At 54.3% G+C, this 19,139-nt stretch carries 21 protein-coding genes and 1 pseudogene; 9 read left to right on the top strand and 13 right to left on the bottom strand.

Translation table 11 applies throughout. From position 1 onward, the window contains the following. Positions 1–105 precede the first annotated feature (105 nt). Positions 106–501: a hypothetical protein gene (locus ACZ439_RS08350; protein ID WP_054798057.1), complete on the top strand. Its 396-nt coding sequence runs from the start codon at positions 106–108 to the stop codon at positions 499–501. 83 nt (positions 502–584) lie between these two features. On the opposite strand, the gene ACZ439_RS08345 is transcribed toward ACZ439_RS08350, so the two are convergent. Continuing rightward, a complete protein-coding gene (locus ACZ439_RS08345) occupies positions 585–1,193 on the bottom strand; it encodes a DUF1989 domain-containing protein (protein ID WP_054798058.1) in 609 nt (202 codons plus the stop codon). 154 nt (positions 1,194–1,347) lie between these two features. Between ACZ439_RS08345 and ACZ439_RS08340 the strand changes: the two genes are divergently transcribed. Further along, positions 1,348–1,944 (top strand): spore coat protein, encoded by a 597-nt coding sequence (locus ACZ439_RS08340; protein ID WP_054798059.1) that lies wholly within the window; start codon positions 1,348–1,350, stop codon positions 1,942–1,944. Positions 1,945–2,043: 99 nt separating this feature from the next. Here ACZ439_RS08340 and ACZ439_RS08335 read toward each other — a convergent pair. The 3 genes and pseudogenes from ACZ439_RS08335 to ACZ439_RS08325 form a co-directional block, all read right to left on the bottom strand. Next, positions 2,044–2,226: pseudogene (locus ACZ439_RS08335) on the bottom strand (YqcI/YcgG family protein); the annotation flags it as partial. A gap of 87 nt (positions 2,227–2,313) precedes the next feature. Continuing rightward, the gene (locus tag ACZ439_RS08330; RefSeq protein ID WP_127609739.1) at positions 2,314–2,940 is read right to left on the bottom strand and encodes a LysE family transporter; all 627 of its coding nucleotides are present in this window, start codon (positions 2,938–2,940) and stop codon (positions 2,314–2,316) included. 103 nt (positions 2,941–3,043) lie between these two features. Continuing rightward, positions 3,044–3,589, bottom strand: a complete 546-nt coding sequence (locus tag ACZ439_RS08325) for a PadR family transcriptional regulator (RefSeq protein WP_054798060.1) — start codon at positions 3,587–3,589, stop codon at positions 3,044–3,046. Between the two features lie 214 nt (positions 3,590–3,803). On the opposite strand from ACZ439_RS08325, the gene ACZ439_RS08320 reads away from it, so the two are divergent. The 3 genes from ACZ439_RS08320 (at position 3,804) to ACZ439_RS08310 (ending at position 6,754) form a co-directional block, all read left to right on the top strand. Beyond that, a complete protein-coding gene (locus ACZ439_RS08320; RefSeq protein WP_127609737.1) occupies positions 3,804–4,994 on the top strand; it encodes an alpha/beta hydrolase family protein in 1,191 nt (396 codons plus the stop codon). Between the two features lie 109 nt (positions 4,995–5,103). Beyond that, positions 5,104–5,607, top strand: a complete 504-nt coding sequence (locus tag ACZ439_RS08315) for a sigma-70 family RNA polymerase sigma factor (RefSeq protein ID WP_054799836.1) — start codon at positions 5,104–5,106, stop codon at positions 5,605–5,607. Beyond that, positions 5,600–6,754, top strand: coding sequence for an anti-sigma factor (locus tag ACZ439_RS08310; RefSeq protein ID WP_464620864.1), 1,155 nt, complete (start codon positions 5,600–5,602; stop codon positions 6,752–6,754). The genes ACZ439_RS08315 and ACZ439_RS08310 overlap by 8 nt, the downstream gene beginning before the upstream one ends. Positions 6,755–6,850: 96 nt before the next feature. On the opposite strand, the gene ACZ439_RS08305 is transcribed toward ACZ439_RS08310, so the two are convergent. From ACZ439_RS08305 to ACZ439_RS08285, 5 genes are all read right to left on the bottom strand, one after another. Next, positions 6,851–6,988, bottom strand: a complete 138-nt coding sequence (locus ACZ439_RS08305; RefSeq protein ID WP_464620863.1) for a sporulation protein YjcZ — start codon at positions 6,986–6,988, stop codon at positions 6,851–6,853. A 151-nt stretch (positions 6,989–7,139) separates the two neighbouring features. Beyond that, positions 7,140–8,126 carry an ABC transporter permease gene (locus ACZ439_RS08300; protein WP_054798063.1) on the bottom strand — a complete coding sequence of 329 codons (987 nt, stop codon included), beginning with the start codon at positions 8,124–8,126 and terminating at the stop codon, positions 7,140–7,142. Between the two features lie 6 nt (positions 8,127–8,132). Continuing rightward, positions 8,133–9,641, bottom strand: a complete 1,509-nt coding sequence (locus tag ACZ439_RS08295; protein WP_464620862.1) for a sugar ABC transporter ATP-binding protein — start codon at positions 9,639–9,641, stop codon at positions 8,133–8,135. Positions 9,642–9,717: 76 nt separating this feature from the next. Next, positions 9,718–10,806 (bottom strand): sugar ABC transporter substrate-binding protein, encoded by a 1,089-nt coding sequence (locus tag ACZ439_RS08290; protein ID WP_430102823.1) that lies wholly within the window; start codon positions 10,804–10,806, stop codon positions 9,718–9,720. Between the two features lie 243 nt (positions 10,807–11,049). Then, positions 11,050–11,205 (bottom strand): hypothetical protein, encoded by a 156-nt coding sequence (locus ACZ439_RS08285; RefSeq protein WP_181410238.1) that lies wholly within the window; start codon positions 11,203–11,205, stop codon positions 11,050–11,052. A 187-nt stretch (positions 11,206–11,392) separates the two neighbouring features. Here ACZ439_RS08285 and ACZ439_RS08280 point away from each other — a divergent pair, with 187 nt between their 5' ends. After that, a complete protein-coding gene (locus ACZ439_RS08280) occupies positions 11,393–12,301 on the top strand; it encodes an S-layer homology domain-containing protein (protein ID WP_127609725.1) in 909 nt (302 codons plus the stop codon). A gap of 178 nt (positions 12,302–12,479) precedes the next feature. Here the strand turns inward: ACZ439_RS08280 and ACZ439_RS08275 are convergent, their stop codons facing one another. Continuing rightward, positions 12,480–12,968 (bottom strand): hypothetical protein, encoded by a 489-nt coding sequence (locus ACZ439_RS08275; RefSeq protein WP_054798481.1) that lies wholly within the window; start codon positions 12,966–12,968, stop codon positions 12,480–12,482. Positions 12,969–13,182: 214 nt separating this feature from the next. Here ACZ439_RS08275 and ACZ439_RS08270 point away from each other — a divergent pair, with 214 nt between their 5' ends. The 3 genes from ACZ439_RS08270 (at position 13,183) to ACZ439_RS08260 (ending at position 15,980) form a co-directional block, all read left to right on the top strand. Then, entirely contained in the window at positions 13,183–13,980 is a 798-nt protein-coding gene (locus ACZ439_RS08270) for an alpha/beta fold hydrolase (protein WP_054800438.1), read from the top strand. 215 nt (positions 13,981–14,195) lie between these two features. Then, on the top strand, positions 14,196–15,413 hold the full coding sequence (locus ACZ439_RS08265; protein WP_141336366.1) for an FAD-dependent monooxygenase: 1,218 nt from the start codon (positions 14,196–14,198) through the stop codon (positions 15,411–15,413). Between the two features lie 117 nt (positions 15,414–15,530). Then, positions 15,531–15,980, top strand: a complete 450-nt coding sequence (locus ACZ439_RS08260; RefSeq protein WP_054798480.1) for a thiol-disulfide oxidoreductase DCC family protein — start codon at positions 15,531–15,533, stop codon at positions 15,978–15,980. Positions 15,981–16,071: 91 nt separating this feature from the next. Here ACZ439_RS08260 and ACZ439_RS08255 read toward each other — a convergent pair whose 3' ends face one another. The 3 genes from ACZ439_RS08255 to ACZ439_RS08245 form a co-directional block, all read right to left on the bottom strand. After that, positions 16,072–17,028 carry an alpha/beta hydrolase gene (locus ACZ439_RS08255; RefSeq protein WP_464620861.1) on the bottom strand — a complete coding sequence of 319 codons (957 nt, stop codon included), beginning with the start codon at positions 17,026–17,028 and terminating at the stop codon, positions 16,072–16,074. A 98-nt stretch (positions 17,029–17,126) separates the two neighbouring features. Continuing rightward, complete coding sequence (locus ACZ439_RS08250; RefSeq protein WP_054798479.1) at positions 17,127–18,362, bottom strand: ABC transporter permease; 1,236 nt, start codon at positions 18,360–18,362, stop codon at positions 17,127–17,129. Continuing rightward, the gene (locus ACZ439_RS08245) at positions 18,359–19,108 is read right to left on the bottom strand and encodes an ABC transporter ATP-binding protein (protein WP_054798478.1); all 750 of its coding nucleotides are present in this window, start codon (positions 19,106–19,108) and stop codon (positions 18,359–18,361) included. Before ACZ439_RS08245 ends, ACZ439_RS08250 begins: the two co-directional genes overlap by 4 nt. Between the last annotated feature and the right edge of the window lie 31 nt (positions 19,109–19,139).

The raw sequence follows: 19,139 nt of genomic DNA, 5'->3' as shown, positions 1-19,139 counted from the left end.
CATAGGGTGCTCATACGGCGAAATCGCTTCACGGCATGCGTAGTTTTGGACAAATTAGGGAAAAAGAGAGGAGAGGCCCTAATTTGGTCAAAGGAGCGATGTTGAATGAGCAAGCGGCTGCAAGCTTATTTTCAAACCGAAGATGAGGCTGAACACGTTCGAATTTTGCTTCAGGCGCACCGGGCGGATCAGATTGAAGTGGGAGCTGTAGGCGACACGCCGGGGCGGGATGTCCTGCTGATGCCATTATCGGCGACAGTCGGCTCGGGGAGCGTCGGAGTTGCCGGCTCGTCCGGGCTGTCGACAGGGCATCCCGGTGAAGGAGCGCCTGGGGCGTTCGTCGGCTTTCATGCGTTGGACGAGCCCGGACGCGACCGCGGCGGGGAGGACGACCGGGAGCTGCGGTATGTGCTGAGCGCCCATGTCGATGAAGCCGAATACGAGAAGGTGGCCGAGCTGGTCCGCCGCAACAGCGGTCACGTGCTGAAGCTTGAAAGGTAGACCGCTTCCGATGGAAAGCGGGAAGAACCTATCGTTATGGCATCCATAGGTTTTTTGGCATAAGCGGGAAGGCCCGACTTTGTTCACCGTTCCCCGATCTCCACGCGAATCGGGGTACAGTGATAACCGTTACAGTTGCTTTCCTCGCAAGGGCAGGCGGAAATAGCCGCAATGAGATCCATTTCTGCTCTTAGCATCATGTAATCGCCGGCCGCGGATAAAGGGGTTTTGATTTGAATACGACCTGAATCATCAATCACCGTATTCATGAACATGTTAAACGAGTAGTGCTGATCCGGCTGAGGGATGCCGAATTCGGCAAGCGCGGTATTTAAATTGTGATAGCAGCTTTCGTGTTCAGGTTTGTTATATAAAAACCCGTACATTTCCGGGCGGCATGCGGGATTGAGCAAATCATGCTTGCCGACGGTATCCTCCAGCACAGTAAGCATGGGCCTGTACATGTTGGAGTACAAAACATCGTGCGGTCGAACATTCATGGTGCGCAGCGCATCCATGGTGACGCCCGGATCCAGCCGTTCCTGTAGATGATTGGCATGATAGGCGACAAAATCTGCCACCTGCTGACCGTCTGCGTCAATCACCTTCACCGTCTGTCCCTTCTTGAGGGTAAAGCTGCGTCCTTGTTTTGCAGGAATCGTAAAATGATGGATGATCCGTTGTTGGGTCATAATACCTCCTGTTCATGAACTGCCCTATCCGTTTATCTAACCTCCTATCAACTTATTCAACAGACGGGGCATGCCAATTCCTGTTGCATAATTTGAATAAAAATGACCAACCGTAAAGGGGTATTCCACACATCCAAGGAGGTAATCAACCCGTATGCAAAACCCGTATTCACAACCAGGCGCAGCTCCGATGTCTTCCATGAATCATGGCGGCCATGAAATGTTTGATTCGCATGAAATTTTATCGAGCTTCATTAGTTTGCTGGACCAATATGTCATCTTTGAGCAGTTCATTCAAGACCAGGAGCTCAAGCGGATCCTGTATCATCAGCACCAATTCATTACCGACTTGTACAACATTACCGTAGAAGCCTTCGCCACAGGCAAGAAACCGTCACATCCCACACAGACTTATAACATGGATCAAAATAATCAAGTGATCTATGGCTTAGTGAAGACGGCGCCGAGAAAACCGATGATGTCGATCCGGGAAATCAGCGATCAAGGCATTTCCGCTTATATGCTGGGGCTTGTTAAATCTACGGCCTCCCTGCTTGCGATGGCCTCCCTGGAGATTACAAATCCGGTGCTTCGGCGTATGATGGCGGATAGCGTGCCTAATTTTATTGAAATGGGGTACGAGCTGTTTTTGTATCAAAATAAAAGACACTTTTATCAAGTTCCACAGCTGACTCAGCAGGATATGGCACAGTTGCAGCAAAGCTATGCCCCTTCGCCCTATCTCGTGTAACCTCATATCGTTGCTCCAGGCCAAAGAACCTTTCAAAGTAAGCTTTGAAGGGTTCTTTCGGTATTGGCGAGTCGCGGGTCATTAGAAACAGGCAGGGAGGCCGAAATGCGTGGAATTGTTCATTTTCTCAAATACCCAGCGGGGCTGAAAAGCGAGCAGCAGGTAGGGAAAATGCCTGCTTTTGCGTATAACATGGGCGGGCGTTGCACAAAAGGCGAAATAAGGATTTCCGTCAAAGCAAAATTCCCAGGAAGGGTGGGAGGGATCGGATGAAATGTCATCCTATAGCTCTGACATGTGAAATATCCTCCTTCATCGTGTACGTGATATGTGTATGATGAGGAGGGGAACCAGGTGAATGTCCCGTATTTACAAAAATAACGCCTTAAAGGCCTGATAGCCGAAATAGAAGCCAAAGCCGATCAGGGATATACCGGCCAGTCCGGAGATCCAGGGCAGGATCTTCCTGCTTCCAACCTTGTACAGGGTGCTTGCAATACCAGCCATAATCAAATCCCACAGCAAGATCCCGATAAATATGCCCAGACTATAGATCCATACTTTACCCACGCCGTAAGACTCCACGGTTTGGGCCAGGATGGATCCATAAATGCCGAGCCAAAATAAAATATTGAGCGGATTCGACAGCGCCATCAGAAAGCCCGAGATCAAAGACTTCGAAAGCGCTTCGTCCTTGGCCGCGTTCGCGGCGAGGCCCCCTCTGCTATGCAGCAAGCTCTCAATCCCCGTATACACAAGTACAAAGCAGCCAAAGCTCCACAAGAACGTCTTCATGAAAGGCGTCGTGAGCAAATGAGCGAGACCCAGGTAAACAACCAGCATGTACACGGCGTCCGCTGCCATAGCGCCAACCCCGACAAGCCATGCGTGAAGAAAACCGTATCTCGCTCCTTTGTCCAGCTGTGCGGCGTTAATCGGCCCGATTGGAGCCGATAAAGACAACCCTAAGAGGATATAAGAGATGAACATGCTCACGAACGCATACCCCCTGAAGCATACTTGTACAAGTGACTGTATTCCTGGGGAGAGACAAATAGAATACGGGTCGCTTCGAATTGCCCTCCCTGGCTGCTTGACTTTAAAGTTTGCTCATTAATTTATCGCACCATTCGATATATAGACGTTCATATTGAATACCGAATTCAACGACCGAGATGCTGGAGGCAATCGGATCATGGCTGCTGCCGGACGTTTCAAGCAATGGGGTGAGCTCCTTCACTTTGTCCAAATAGGCGGCTAACCTCTCTTCATGCTGCTTCTTCATTTCCGCAATTCGAACGGCCATTTGCCCGGGCTCTACGAGCCAGGAATTGTAAGCCTTGAGCAGAAAATCATCACGGACACTATGTTCAAGCTCCATAGGCTCTATCGTCCACTGTATTAATGCCTCTCGTCCGGCTTCGGTGATCTCATACAATTTCCGGGCGGGGCGATACGTATGCTGTTCGACCCCTTGAAGCTTTACCAAGCCCTCCCCTTCCATTTTAGACAATTCCGGATACACCTGATTGCTGCCCACTTTCCAAAAAGGCCCCAGTCGATTGTTCATGTGCTGCTTGATATCGTAACCGCTGAGAGGCTCGCGCGCCAATAAAGAAAGCAAGGCATAACGCATGGAACTCATGAAAACAACTCCTTTTATAAGTAAGTTAAATGTAATATAGGTTCTTTTTAATATATATTTATTTTTACAATTAATCAAACAGATTTTATATATGTTAAAAATGACTTATGTTTTTGTTGACTCATGAAATGTTATATGTTATTTTTGATTTAGGTTAAATTTAACATATAGTCATTCGGTCCATATGTTAAATAAATATGAGGAGGAATTTTCTATGCGTCTTATTTTCCAAGATCAAACATTTTCATTCGAGCTGCTGCGTACTTTGAGTTACGCCCCATACGGAGGAGCGGATATCGGCGAATGTCTGTCCACTGCGTATCGGATCAAAGAGGGCGATTTTGAAAGCTGGTATACGGAATGGTATCGAACAGCCGAACGCATTCATGCGCTGGCTGTCGACAGTTTAGAGCGGGGCAAACGGGTCAGTGCCCGCGAGTGCTATCTGCGAGCCCATAATTACTATCGGACTGCGGAATTTTTTCTGCATGGAAATCCGAAAGACCCGCGTATCTTGGAAACATGGGGGAAAAGCCGGAGTACGTTTCGCCAAGCTATTAAATTGATGGATACATCGGTGGAAGAAGTAGCGATTCCTTATGAAGGGACCTATTTGCCCGGCTATTATTACCGTGTGGACGATACACCGCGACCTACCTTACTTATTCACGGAGGGTTTGACTCAACAGGCGAAGAACTTTATTTGGAAGTAGCGGCGGCTGCGCTGCAGCGTGGGTACAACTGCCTTACTTTCGAAGGTCCGGGACAAGGCGCTGTCATTCGTGAGCAGCATATCCCGTTTCGTTATGATTGGGAGAAGGTTGTCACACCTGTGGTCGATTACTTGCTGACTCGCCCCGACGTGGACCCCGACCGGATTGCGCTAATGGGCATCAGCCTCGGAGGATATTTAGCGCCTCGTGCTGCAGCCTATGAACATCGGCTGGCTGCTTGCATCGCTAACGACGGTTTGTTCTCCAATCAATTCGGAGAGATCGCCCGCAAGCTTCACCGGGGGAACGATGAGGACTTAAACAATCCGGCGTATGTGGAGAAGTTCCTTGAAGTATTGACCTCCCAATATACCGGTGTTCGTTGGGCCATTGAAAATGGCATGTTCACGTATCAGGCTGAATCCGTTCACGAACTCATCCGGAAAACAGAGCCTGTCACGCTGGAAGGCGTGGCGCATAAAATCAAGTGCCCGACGCTGGTATGCGAAGCCGAAGCCGATCATTTCTTCGCCGGCCAGCCGAAGATGCTCTATGACGCTCTTACCTGCCCCAAAACGTTCATGCTTTTCACCGCGGAAGATGGAGCTGAAGAACACTGTCATTTCGGTGCGCTGCTTTATTTTAATCAACGTGTCTTCGAGTGGTTGGATGAGACGCTGGATATCAAGTAACACCTAACCGCTCTCCCCAAATAGCTTCATTGGCTCTGACGCCGGTGAAGTTTTTTTATATATGTAACTTTTGTTCGGGCTGTACGTGTATACAGTGAGGGGGGAGGCAATGAATCGGGATTCCTTGGATACCATGTATCAAAAATATGTGAATGACGTTTATCGTTACTTGTTCTCCCTCTGCCGCGAACATCATACCGCCCAGGACCTGGTACAGGAAACCTTTTACCGCGCTTATTTGTACTTGGAAAACTGCAAGGATGACAGGGTAAAGCCATGGTTGTTCAGGGTGGCCTACAATGCGTTTATCGATGTCAAGCGCAAAGAAAAACACAGCTTCGCTCAAGATATCCGTTACTTCCAGCAGATGCCGGACCGGGAAACGCCGGAAGAACAGATGCTGCAGCGGGAACGAAGGCAGGAAATGGAGCAATGGATCTTGGATCTGCCCGAAAAACAGCAGCAAGCGATTTTACTGGTTGATTTCAACGGGTTGTCTTATCAAGAAGCATCGGACATTATGGGAATCGGATTGCCGCACCTCAAAATCCTGTTATTTCGGGCTCGGCAAAAACTTCGGCGGCAGAACGAAAGGATGGATGCAAATGAGTGAAGAATTCAGAAGAAAGCTGCAGCTTTACGAGGAAGGCAAGCTGCCTGCGGAGGAAAGGGAAGAGGTGGAACGGGAGATTGAAAAAATGGAGGCTTATCAGTCTTATATGGATGAGCTTATGGGAAAAGATCGGGAAGCAGAAGCCGAGACCGCAGATTCATTAAAAGAAGCCAGCATCATTCGAAAAGGAAAATGGAAAGCACGGATAAATACTTCGTTTACCGTTATAGGCATGGTATTCCTGGTCATGTTAATCTGTTCGATTTGCACCAATCTCTTTTACGCTGCGGGAGAGCCGAATCGGATGGAGCATTATAAAGATATCGTTACCTCAACGATTGCCGTGACCCGTCCGAATGTCGAGGTTGCGTTAAGCTCGAACAGTAATCTCTTTTTTACCATGGACTTACATGGAAAAATGAGAAGGCAGATTGGAGATGAAAGGGCGGTTGTCGGTGATTTCTCCTTCTCATTTGTATTCAACCGTCCGGGCATCGGACAGATGTCATGGTTGAATGACCATACAAATACGGCCGTCTTTCAGTTTCCCAATACGTTTCGTCAGGATAGCGGCCAGGAATGGAGCAAATTGGAGAAGCTGCCGGAGGGTACGGTGACGGAAGCGGCTCTCTCGTTTGACAGAATGTTTACGACGGACGAATTGCTTCAACAATTTAAAAACAAAAACATGACACCCGTCTGGTTCGCGGCGGATACGGGCCTTGAGAAAACGTCGGAAGAATCGATCGTTTGGAACCCGGTCGGTTTTCCCTATCGCCCGGTCTGGCACCATGACGATATCCGGATTACAAGCTACAAAGAACAGAAAAGCGGCTGGTTCGGGAAAATTGTCACCAAAGGAGGCAGCTACCCTGCGATTGACACATATGGCAGCGGAGAGCTGAGAAACGAAAATTTCATGAAGACGCTGCGATTGCTTCAAGATTACAGATCGATCACAAAAACATTAGCGCCTTCGTTACAAATCGATCAAGCGATCCAGTACCTGGAAACGAACGGTGTCAAGCTTTACGGAGCTGTAGTTACCGGACCGACCAAAGAAATATTAAAGCTCAAGCAGGAGCCATGGGTAGCCAGCATTCGCGTGGGTGAGGTCCGCTTATGGAATTGGCAGGACAGACCTTGAGATGGGTTCAATAAAGAGACGGCTGACCATAACGGGGTACAGTTCCCGTACGGTTGCCGTCTCTTATCTTGAATCAGGAGATGGTTACATCCCTATTTAGATAAACCATCTGGATACAATGACCAGAAGAATGAACAGAACAAGAATTACACCTGTGGTAGTCCCTAAACCGCCGAAACCTCCACAGCTTCCGCCGAAACCTCCGCAGCTTCCACCGAAACCAAGAGCACCCATCGTTCAAAACCCCTTTCATTTGGTTATTGTCCTACATGAACACTGTATGAACGTACCCGGCAATAAGTATGGACGAATGCCTGAGGTCGAAAAAAAGAGTTAACCAAACACCCCGTATCGCATCGATACGGGGTGTGAGCCGCAGCTATTTTTACGTACGGCGGCGATTCAAGTGAATGAACGTAATCGCTAGCGCCATGACCAGCACGGCCCCTTTAATGATATCGAACGCATAATACGGCATGTTCAGCATCGTCAGACCGTTCAGCAGCACGCCGATCAGCACGGCGCCGAAGAACGTGCCGATGACGTTCGGCTTGCCCGCGCCAAGCACGGAGTAACCGACGAACACGGCCGCGACCGCTTCCATCAGGATCGGAGCGCCGGCGTCGATTTGCCCGGAGCCGACCCGGGCGGCGAACAAGATCCCGCCCACAGCGGCGAATATACCGGATAAGACGTAAGCGAACGTGCGCACCCGGTTGACGGAAATGCCGGACAGCCGGGCCGCTTCCCGGTTGCCGCCGGTAACGTACATTTGACGCCCCCAGCGCGTGTAGGTTAGGAAAATATGAACGAGGATAACGGCGATAATCATGATCAGGACGGGAACGGGCACGCCAAGCAGCTTGCCTTGTCCGATCCACAGGTAGGAAGGGTCGAATTTGCCCGGCGCCTTCGTGCCGTCCGTCATTTGCATATTGTTGTAGATGGAGAAGCCCTTGGTATACGTCTTGTGCACGCCCCCGATGATGTACATGACGGCAAGCGTCGCCAGCAGGTCGGGGATCCGCACCTTGACGATAAGCAGCGCATTCAGCAGGCCGACAACGATCCCGATCAGCAGAGGGACGATCAGCACGACGATCAGCGGCAGCTGGAACCAGACCATCAGCGTGGCCACGACGACGGTCGTCAAGGATACGGTGGCCCCGACCGACAAGTCGAACCCGTCGACGATCTGCGAGAAAGTTACGCCGATCGCCACGAACGTGACGATGGAGATTGACCGCAGAATGTCCGCCATATTATCGTACGAGAGGAAGTTTTCGTTGACGAACGAGAATGCGGCAATGACGATGGCAATAACGGCCAACGCGCCGTATTTATACGAATAATCGAGTAGTTTGTCTTTCACTTTCGGTTAAGCCTCCCCGCTGCTTGCGTAGTACAACACTTGTTCCTGTGTGGCCTCAGCCCGCGACAGCTCTTTGACGACGCGTCCGTAGCTCATGACCAGAATGCGGTCGGCGATCCCGAGAATTTCCGGGATTTCGCATGAGAAATACAGAATGCCCTTGCCTTCCTGAGCGAGCTTCCCGATCAATCGGAAAATGTCGCTCTTCGCACCGACGTCGACGCCCTTCGTCGGTTCGTCGAACAAATAGACGTCGGCGTTGGTTGGCAGCCATTTGCCTACGGCGACCTTCTGCTGGTTGCCGCCGCTTAAATATTTAACCAGCTGGTTCTTGTTCGCAGGCTGAATGCCGAGCTCGGCGATGCGCGCTTCCGCGTTCGCCGCTTCCTTCCCGCGCTGCACGAAGCCGAGGCGGCTGAGCGCGCGGAGAATCGGCAGCGCCAGATTCGCCATCACCGGCAGCTCGACCAGCACGCCCTGCTTGCGGCGTTCCTCCGGGATCAGCGCCAGCCCGGAGCGGACCGCATCGGCCGGCTTCGCCAGCCGCAGCGGCTTGCCGCGCAGCAGTACCTCGCCGGCATCAAGCGGGTCCGCGCCGAACAGGACGCGCGACAGCTCGGTCTTGCCTGCGCCGACGAGACCAACCACGCCGACGATTTCGCCCTGCCGCACGGACAAGCTGATGTCGCGCACCTTCGTGCCCGACGTCAGCCCGCGCGCTTCCAGCAGCGTGTCGCCGATGGCGACCTGCGCTTTGGGGAACTCCTCGTCGAACTTCTTGCCGAGCATCTCCTCTACGACGGCAGCGGCGTTCGTATCGGCGGCCGCCTTCGTGGAGATGCGGCGTCCGTCGCGCATCACCGTCACGCGGTCACTGATGCGGAACACCTCGGCGAGCCTGTGGGAGATGAAGATGCAGCCGACGCCGTCCGCCTTCAACCGGTTCATGAGGCGGAAGAGCTGGTCGGCTTCTTCATTGCTGAGCGGTGCGGTAGGCTCGTCGAAAATAATGAACTTCGCCTGCTGGGCGAGCGCCCGTGCGATCAGCACGAGCTGCTTCTGGGCGATCGAGAGCTCGCCGGCTTGCCGCTTTACGTCGATCCCGGTCAAGCCAAGCTCGCTTAGCAGCCGCGCGGCATCTTGCTGCAAGGCGCTCCAATCGATCCAGCGGCGCCCGCCGGTGATCCGGTCCAGCATAATATTTTCGGCGACGGTCAGCTGAGGGACCAGTGCGGTATCGACTTCCTGATACACGCATTGAATGCCGAAGCGGATCGCGTCAAGCGGCTGCTCGATCGCAAGCGGTCTGCTGTCGATCGCAATGGTGCCTTCATCCGCACGATAGGCGCCGGAGAGCACCTTCATCAGCGTGCTTTTGCCTGTGCCGTTCGCGCCGAGCAGCGCATGAATTTCGCCGCCCCGCACCTCAAAATCGACCTTGTTCAGCGCCCGTACGCCGGGGAAAGACTTCGTAATGCCCAACATGTTCAACAGGCTGACGGAAGAACTTGCCATCGGATGTGCTCACGCTCCTTCAATGGAAAATCCCATCGGACCTTGAGCGGCCGATGGGATCGGAATATTCAAATGCTTACTTGTTCTCCGCCTGCTTCAGCCAATCGGTGTAGCCTTGCTGGCTGCCGCCCCAGCCTTTGACGTGCTTGCTGAGCTCGGTTGTGGAGATTTGCTCTTTCGGAAGCTGATCGCGGGACACGAATACCGGCTCCAGCACGACTTTCTCCGGCGTTTCGTCGCCGTGCAGCTTCTGGTACAAATAACGAACCTGGATGCGGCCGATATCTTTCGGATCGACGGCGGCGGAGGCGATCCAAGGATTTTGCGGGTCCTGGATCATTTGCAAGTCCTCGTCGCTCATGTCGATGCCGTACACTTTAATTTCCGTACGGCCGGCTTGCTGGATGGCGCGTGCGGCGCCTTTGGCGAACTCGTCCCAAGAAGCCCAGACGGCGGCGATGTCGCCCTTGTTCGGATATTTCCTCAGGATCGCTTCCATTTGCGCCTGCGTGTCAAGCGCGGTATTTTGCGTAGCGGCGCCGAAGGCAGCCACTTCTTTAATGTCCGGGTATTTAGCCTGGAAGGCTTGGTAAGCGACTTGGCGGCGTTCCATCGGCGCGAAGCCCGCAACCCAAATTTTGACAATGTTGCCTTTGCCGTTAATGTCCTTCGCGAGCTGTTCGAGCGTTTGCTCGGCCATCTTCGCGTCGCCTTGCTCGAGCACCGTTACGCCCGGCACTTTCAAGTCGGCGTCGAACGCAACGACCGGAATTTTTTTCTCCAGCGCTCTCTTCACGCCGGCTTCGAGCGCTTCCGCTGTCCCGTGGTCGATCAGAATGCCGTCGACCTTCTGATTAATCGCAGCGTCGAGGTTCGAGGACATTTTGGCGAGATCGCCGTCAGCCGGGTTGACGGTGACCGTACCGCCGAGCTTTTCAACCTGCTCTTTCACGCCTTCTATGTACTGGGCCGAGAACGTTCCTAAATTGATTTGCATAATGAGTGCAATTTTCTTGCCTGCCAGCGGGTTCGCTTGAGCGCTTCCCGATGCAGTGGCGTTATCCGCCGGTTTTGCCGCTTCCTGAGGTTTCGAGCCGCAGGCGATCATGGCGATCGACAGAACGAACACGAGCACGAACAGGGCGCTTTTTCTCCAAGTCAACATTCTGATTTCTCCCCTATCATTTGAATATTATATAATTCCAATGGAATTACTAGGTTATTACACCTTACCACGTTATTTGACGATCGGTCAATAGAACGCGATATTAGTGCTATTTCGCTATGTATCTACATAAAACGACAACGCCTCAACTATAATAGCATAGAAGTTTCATTCTGAACATAACGCAAAAAAAGCCTTCTCCCCGCATCCCGGCAAAAGGCTCTTCCTTATTCGTCTGATCTCTTATTGAAGCAGGAACGCGGTCGCCACCAACGCAACGGCCATGTAATACAGCAAATCCAGCCATTGTCTGTTAAGCTGCTGCGACAAGAGGAACACCATAAACACCGAGCGGATGATGATAATAAGCAGCGCGATTTGAATGAAAGCTTCCGGCACGCGATTCTCCCTCCTTGGGGTCGATTCTATACCCTAAACATATGCGGCTGTCGGCCGGTCATGACAGTCGCAGGCAAGCGTTTGTTCGTCCAAATGGAAGAAAGGTTGCCGTGAAGCTGCAACCTTTTGCACCAGGGGTCCGTTCATATAGATAACTCCGGAGTATTCTGTAAAAGGTGGGATTTTAATGATAAAAAAGTGGATAACCGTATTATCGGCAACGACGCTGTTAACCGGGGCCTTGGCGGGGTCTGCGCTTGCTTTTAACGATGTGGATGCGGATCAGAAGGAACCGGTGATGGATCTGAAAGCTCGCGGGATCGTAAGCGGGGTAGACGATAAGCATTTCGTACCGAAGGGCAAAGCCAGCTATGCGCAAAGCGTGCATATGCTGGTGAAGGCGTTCGGTCTGAACATCGATCCGTTGAAGTTTGTGAAGAAGCCGGAAGCTACCGACTACTTCAAGAAGGTGCCGAACAACGCCTGGTATGCGGAGTCGTTCGTGATCGCGCACTTGAACGGCCTGCCGATACCGAGCGATATTGACCCAAGCGAATCGATTACGCGCGAGCAGTTTGCGGATTTGTTGATTCATGCGATCGATACGAAGGGCGCCTTCCCGGTTATTAAAATGTGGATTCAGTTCACGGATCAGGACGATATCGACCCGGCTTACAATAACAGCCTGCAGCGGATGGTGCTGCACGGGATCGTGAAGCTTGGCGAAGACCGCAAGTTTTTCCCGAAGCAGGAGCTGACCCGCGGTGAAGCGGCTGTTTGGCTGCACAAGGCAATCCGTTTCGTGGAAACGCATACGAAACCGCAGGCGCCTCAAGAAGAAGTGAGCGTATCCGTGGTGAAAGTGAACGACGACGTGAGTAAGGTCGTCCTGTCCCGCGGCCAGAAGCCGACGGCCGGTTATGGCATCCAGGTTACCGGCATCCGCTTTGAAGGTGACGACCGTGCAGTCGTCACCTACACGCTGACCGATCCGGAGCCGGACAGCCTGAACGCGGCTGTAATTACCGAGCCGAAAGCGGAAACGTACGTCCACAGCAAGTACAAAGTTGTGGCTGAACCGGCTGCCGCGAAGTAACCGGCCCGCTGCGGATCAAGTCCTTGCTGCAGCTGATGTCCCTGCCCAGGTACTGGAACCCGCGGATTTCGGCGTTGTCCATAGGAAATACAGCCGAAAGCCCCCGGTAAGGGGGCTCTTCGGCTTGGAAGGAGACTCGATCGGCGTTTGTGCCCGGGCAGGGACTTGTGGATACCGCTCAGGGAGCAGGGGTGCGCGCGCCTTCTTTCGCAGCGGCGTCGGCCGCGTTTGAGCGTAATCGGGCATATAAGGCGCAGAACATTTGCACAGCAAGCAGCGTGACGACAAGCCCGGCCAAGGTAGCCAGTACGGCAATAGGTGTCGTCCAGAAATGCTGCGGCTGCGCAAAATAAGGGACCAGCGACACCGCTAAAATCGGCGGCGCGTTCAAATGAAACCTCTTAATCAGGAAGAAAGTTGTAAGGACGGTCAGCATAAATCCCATCAATCCAATCTGAGCGATATACAGCCCGGTGCCGATCATCGAGGCGGCGCCTGCGCCAACAGTCATTCTTACCAGGTCTTTAATTGCGAACGATCGACTTGCGAACAAGTAGCTGAAGGCTCCGAGCGTAGGATAGAACAACGATTTAAGGGAAGGAAAATGCAGCGAAAGCCAGTATACAAGCAGCAAGTACAGGCAAACGGCCAGCGATTTGATATCCATGTAGGGGAGTCCTGCCTTTATCATGAGACATGTTTGCGAACGAACAAAACCTGAATCTAATGTTACTACCGCAGCCTTCCGGGCGTCAATCCGGTTTTTTCATGCCGATACTTTGTTAGGAAGGAGGAGGGCGCAGACGGTTCAACCAGGAAACGATCGGGTAAAACGGGTATACTATCCTTAAGACTTTCAACGATAAAGGGAGGACCCGTATATGAAGACAAAGACGGCGGATATGGGCGGCTGGAATTTGGCCTACACCGATCAAGGAGAGGGCGTACCCGTTGTGCTGCTGCACGGCTTTTGCGGAAGCGGCGCTTACTGGGACGAGATCGTCCCGCTGCTCGAAAGCGGCTGCCGGGTCATCGTTCCCGACCTTCGCGGCCACGGGGCGTCCGGTTCCCCGAACGAATCGTACTCGATGGAGTCGATGGCCGGGGATATCGGCAAACTGATTGACGGGCTCGGACTGGGCGAGAACAAACCCGTCGTGCTGGGACATTCGCTCGGCGGCTATGTGACGCTGGCGCTGGCCGAGAAACAGGCGGACCGGCTGCGCGCGTTCGGCCTTGTGCATTCGACGGCCTACCCGGACGACGAGAAGGGCAGAGCCGGTCGCGAGAAGGCGAAGCAAACGATCCAGGAGCAAGGCTTGCCGGCGTTCCTGGACGGCCTGATCCCGAAGCTTTTCGCCCCGGCTCATTTGCAATCGATGCCGGAAGCCGTGCGTAAAGCGAGAGAGATCGGCCTCGGAACAAGCCCGGAAGGAGCGATGCGCACCCTCGAAGCGATGCGGGACAGGCCCGACCGCAACGCGGTGCTGTGGGAGACGAGGCTGCCGGTGCTGCTTGTCGCCGGAGCGTCGGATCAGGTCATTCCCGAGGAGCGCACGTTTTCCGTCAGCGGTGAGACGATATCGCAGCAGCGAATTGAAGCAGCGGGGCATATGAGCATGATGGAAACCCCGGGCATTTTGGCGCAAATCATAAAGAATTTCATAAGCGGACTATAAAGTAAGCAAGCATTGGAAGCGGAGCGGGCCTGAAGGGGGCTCGCTCTTTTTTATCGCAGACGAGAGGCAGGTAGACACGGGAGATAAAGTGCCTGTTTTTCGCGGCAGGGTGCAATCGTCGTTAACGATCCAAACGAGGGAGGAGTAAACTAAAATTATCAAAAAAGTGAGTGATCACTCATTATTATTGCGATCTGAAAGCGGAGGCGATACGGATGACGCATCGGATGATCGAAACAGATGTTTGTGTAGCCGGGGGAGGGCCGGCCGGCCTGTTTGTCGGTCTGCTGCTCGCCAAAGCCGGCGTTCGGGTAACGGTTCTCGAGAGCCACGATAACTTTGACCGCGAATACCGGGGTGAAGTGCTGCAGCCTCGTTTTTTGCAGCTGCTCCAACAGCTGAATCTGCGCGACTACATCGAATCGTTCCCGGGGGCGAAGGTACGCCAAGGCACGTTATTTTATAAGAACAAAAGAATGGGCTCCTTCAGCTTCGAGGACGTCTCCGGCGCCTTTCCTTACGCGTTGTGGATGCCCCAGCCGGTATTGCTGCAAGCCTTGTACGATAAGGCGCGGACGTTCCCGTCTTTCGAGATGCTGTTTCACGCTCCGGTGAAACAGCTGCTTCATGAAGGCGACCGGATCGCCGGCGTTGTGGCGGAAACCGCCGACGGGCCGCTGGAAGTGCGGGCGCGGTTGACCGTCGGCGCGGACGGGCGCTTCTCCGCCGTGCGCAAGCTGGGCGGTTTCGAGATCGAGTACGAGCATTACGCAGGGGATCTCGTATGGTTCACGGTGCCGAAACCGGCCGATTGGGGCGAAGAGCTGCGCATGCTGATTACCGACGGTCACGGTTATATCGTCCTGCCTAAATACCCGAACCTGCTGCAGGTCGGCATCGCCGTTCCTGCCGCGGAATGGAAAGAAATAAAAGCTCACGGCATTGAACCGCTGCGCCAGGAGCTGCTCGCCGCCCACCCGGCTTTCCGCGATTTCGCCGAGTCGCTCACCGACTTTAAGCCTTTCGTGCTGCTGCAAGCCAAAGATTTCTATGTGCGCGAATGGGCGAAGAACGGCTGTCTGCTCGTTGGCGACGCCGCTCACTGCGCTTCTCCCGCCGGTGCGGTAGGGGTGTCGCTGTCTGTGACCACGGCCGTCGTTGCCGCCGACGTCATCTACGATGCGCTGCGGGACAGGGATTGTTCCGCCGGGCGGCTTGCTGCGGTTCAGAAGTGCCGCGATCGCGAAATTCGCTCCATCCACAGCATGCAGGACCGCGCCGCCAAGCTGATGTTCAGCTCGTCGCCATTCATTCGCACATGGGCGCCGATGTTTATTTCTTTTGCGGCCAAGACGAAACTGATCCGCTTCGTGCAGCGGCGTCTGCTCGTGCTGCCGGAGCCGCTGGCGATTCACGAACGGTTTATGTTCTAACGTCAGGACGTCCGTCGGTGTATGGCGGTTACGTGAACGGGCTATCCCGTGGTGTATGTGGTGTATAATGAAGCTGGAGCAGATTTTCGGTTGCGTCCCGAGGGAAGGAGAGTAAGTATGGAGTCGGAGCAGAAGATGTTGGATGAGAAGATCCGTTCGATCGCCGCGGAGCATCCGATTGTTTGTTACGACGGCGTGTGCGGCTTTTGCCAGCGGGTCGTGCAATTTATTTTGCCCCGTGACCGCGCCGGCCGGTTTCGGTTTACGGCGATTCAATCGGACGTCGGCCAAGCGCTGCTGTCGCACTACGGTCTTGATCCGCAGGCGCTCGATACGTTCGTTCTCATCGATAATCATCGAGCTTACACCCGTTCTACGGCAGGCCTGCGCGTCTTGCGCGGACTCGGAGGCGGATGGGGACTGCTGTACGCGTTCATCGCCGTACCGAAGCCGCTGCGCAATGCAATGTACGGCTGGATCGCCCGCAACCGGTACCGATGGTTCGGCAGGACTGACGCTTGCCTGATCCCGGGACGGGACGTACGCGAGCGGTTTCTCGATACGTGACAGCGGATATCGATTCGATTCCTGCTGCAGGCGCAAAAAAACGTCCGGCTTTAGAAAAGCCGAGACGTTTTTTTGGCGTCATGGAGCAGCCTTACAGCTGCTCAAAAAAGGCGCTTACCCGGTCCGCGTATTCCTGCTTCTGCGGCGGGTAGTTTCGGGCATGGCCTTCGGCAGCCGTCGTCCACAGCTCGAACCGGTCCTTGTGCTTCTCCCACAAGGACTCGCTGTTGCGCAGCGGGATGGAAGGGTCGTTCGCGCTGTGTATGAATAAGACCGGTCGCGGATAGATCGCGTCAACCGCTCTCAGCCCGTCTACCTCATCCGGCTCGATGCCGAGCATCGTGGGCAGCATGTTCATGATCAGCGGCGTAAAAGGAAAGTCCGGCAAATGCGACCACACCGACAAATTATCATTCAAGTAGCTGCTTAGCCGGTTGAACGGGCTGTCGGCCACGATCCCTGCCACCGCAGGCTCCTCGGCGGCTGCTGTCAGCGCGGTACTGGCTCCCATGGAGAAGCCGAGCACGCCGATTTTGCCGGGACGCTGCGCTTTGATCCAGTCGATCGCGCCGAGCAGGTCGTACTTTTCATAGTACCCGACGCTCGTCATCGTTCCTTCCGATTCGCCGGAATTGCGGAAGTCGAACATGAGCACGCCGAAACCGCGATCGGTTAAGTCTTTGGCCAGCGATAACGCTTCGGCGTTTTTTTGTTCCCGGTTGTTTTTATAACCGTGCGCCATAATGATTTGCGCCTTGCCGTAAGTCGCGCTCTCGACGGTTTGCGCGGGAGGCATATACCAGCCTTTTAACAACAGGTCGCCTTGACGGCTCTGGAACTGCACATCCTCGTAGGCCATGCCGAGCCGTTCGGGCGAATCTTCAAGCGGCTTCGGGTCGGGGTGCGACAGCTGCCAGCCGACAAATCCGGAAATACCGATACATGCCGCTGCCAGTAGAAGAATAAGTGCAAAGATGACGCGAAGCCGGATCCGCCGTCGGCCTAAACGCCGTCTGGGCGCTCTTGTAATCGCGGGAGTAGGTTTCATGCGTTTCCTTTCCATTCCTTTCCTGAGTAACGTATCGTAAATGAGAAACAAGATTTCTTCATTATACGACAAATGAGGAGGCGCGGGAATGGGACCGGTTACTTAGAGAAGATGCTGTTTTTTGGCAGGGTCGTCCATATATAAGATAAACCGAGCCCCAGGGCAAGCAGGAGCAACGCTTGATACGGGGCGGCCATCGCCCAGAGCAGCGGAACGGTAAGCAGCGCAACCGTCACGGCATGAATGCGGCGAATGACCGTTTGAGCCGATTGTGCGCGCAGCGCGGGCGGAAGCGGATAGATGAACGACCATTCCGAGTGGCGGTACGCCTTGGCGAGTTCCTTTAATTGAAGGGCCGTTAGCGTTGTAAAAAGAAGAAACACGATCGCCGGAGCCGCGACGCCCTTTGTGAACGGAATAATAAGACCGCCGAGCACTGTCAGCCGGAGAGTCATGCCGAACCCCTCCGACCGCAGCCAGACGTATACATATAGAAACCGATACGTATGCGATGCATCGAAGCGAAGGCCTGCTAGCCCGCGGATCAGCTTGCGCGGCGCGTGCACCGGTCGGGGACGCCCATGCAGCTCGGCTACATCCACGAATTGATTCAGCAGCCGCAGAATAAGGCTCCGGTGCCGGCGCTCTGCTTCGACTAGCTGCAGCCAATGGAGCTTCTTTTCGTCCAGCAGATGGATCAAGCCGAAATAAATGAGTAAAGTCGCGGCTACGAGCAGCGAACCGGCCGGAGGGCTCAGCGTAAGCAGCATATAGAGGCAGCCTCCCGCCAGCAGCCATCGCAGCATCGCGAGCAGCGCTCTCTTCGAGCGTATTGTCAGCTTGAGCTCGGTCCAATGGCCTTGCAGCAGCACACGCTTGAGAACAAGCAGCACCAGCAGGGCGTGAATGAAGCCGGGCTTATCGCCATCCGCGAAGGCGAAAGCCGGCCAGACAGCCAGCCACGCGGCGAGCAGCCCGAAAGCTTGGACCGCGAAGGAGGCGTTCACCGCCCTTGTCATGTAATGGCGGGCGATTTCGGTCTCGAGCGGCAGCCAGAATACGGTATCGGCTTCGCGGATGTAGGTGCGGATCGGACTCCATGCGGCGAACGGGAGCAGCACCAGCGCAGCTATCTCCCGAAAAGGAAACCCCGGAGGCGCCTGCGTGAGCAGCTTACCGTAGAAGAAGCTGCCGGCGAGCACCAGCAGAAGGACGAATAAGGAGACGCTTTGCAGCGCATATCCGACATAGGGCCGGATTTCAAGCCGGAAATCTTTCGTTCGCTTGCTCCACGTCTCCCGCGCGTCAAACGTCAGTCGTTCCGGCTTCTTCATAGGCTGTTCACGTCCTGCGTTACCAAGCTGCAGAAGACGTCGTCCAGCGAAGCGCCGGGCATGCGGGCTTGTGCACGCAGCGCCTCCAAATCGCCGGCGGCCGTCAATCGGCCTTGGTGCAGCAGCACGTAACGGTCGCCGTACCGTTCGATTGTCGATAAAATATGAGAGCTGATCAGAATGGACGCTCCGCTTTCTTTGACCCGAACCATCAGCTCCAGCAGCGAGCGGATGCCTAGCGGATCGAGACCGAGGAACGGTTCGTCGATGATGTACAAGTCCGGCTTGACCAAGAAGGCGCTCATGATCATCACCTTTTGCTTCATGCCTTTGGACAGATGGCCGGCCAGCCGGTTGCGGAACGGTGCCATCTGAAACTCCTCGAGCAGCCGTTCGGATCGCTCTTCATAGGTTGCGCTGTCTAAACCGTAGGCCATCGCAGCCATCTCGAGGTGTTCCCTCACCGTTAATTCTTCATATAACAAGGGCGATTCGGGGACGTAAGCGTATGTTCTCCGGTAAGCGGCCGGATCTTCCTCCAACCGGCGTCCCGCAAGCCGAACCGCGCCCGAATGCGGCTCCATTAAGCCTAATATATGCTTGATCGTCGTGCTTTTCCCCGCCCCGTTCAAGCCGATCAAGCCGACCATTTCCCCGGGACGAACGGAGAAGCTGATGTCGTGCAGCACCGGCTTCTGCCGGCTGTAGCCGCCGATCAGATGCTCCACTTCCAATAAAGGTTCCATCTCGTATTCACCTCTGAGCCTTATTGTACCT

It is taken from the genome of Paenibacillus sp. JCM 9796 (genome assembly GCF_055379675.1).
Note: the sequence above shows the minus strand (reverse complement) of the source record. Positions and strands in the feature narration are given on the sequence as shown.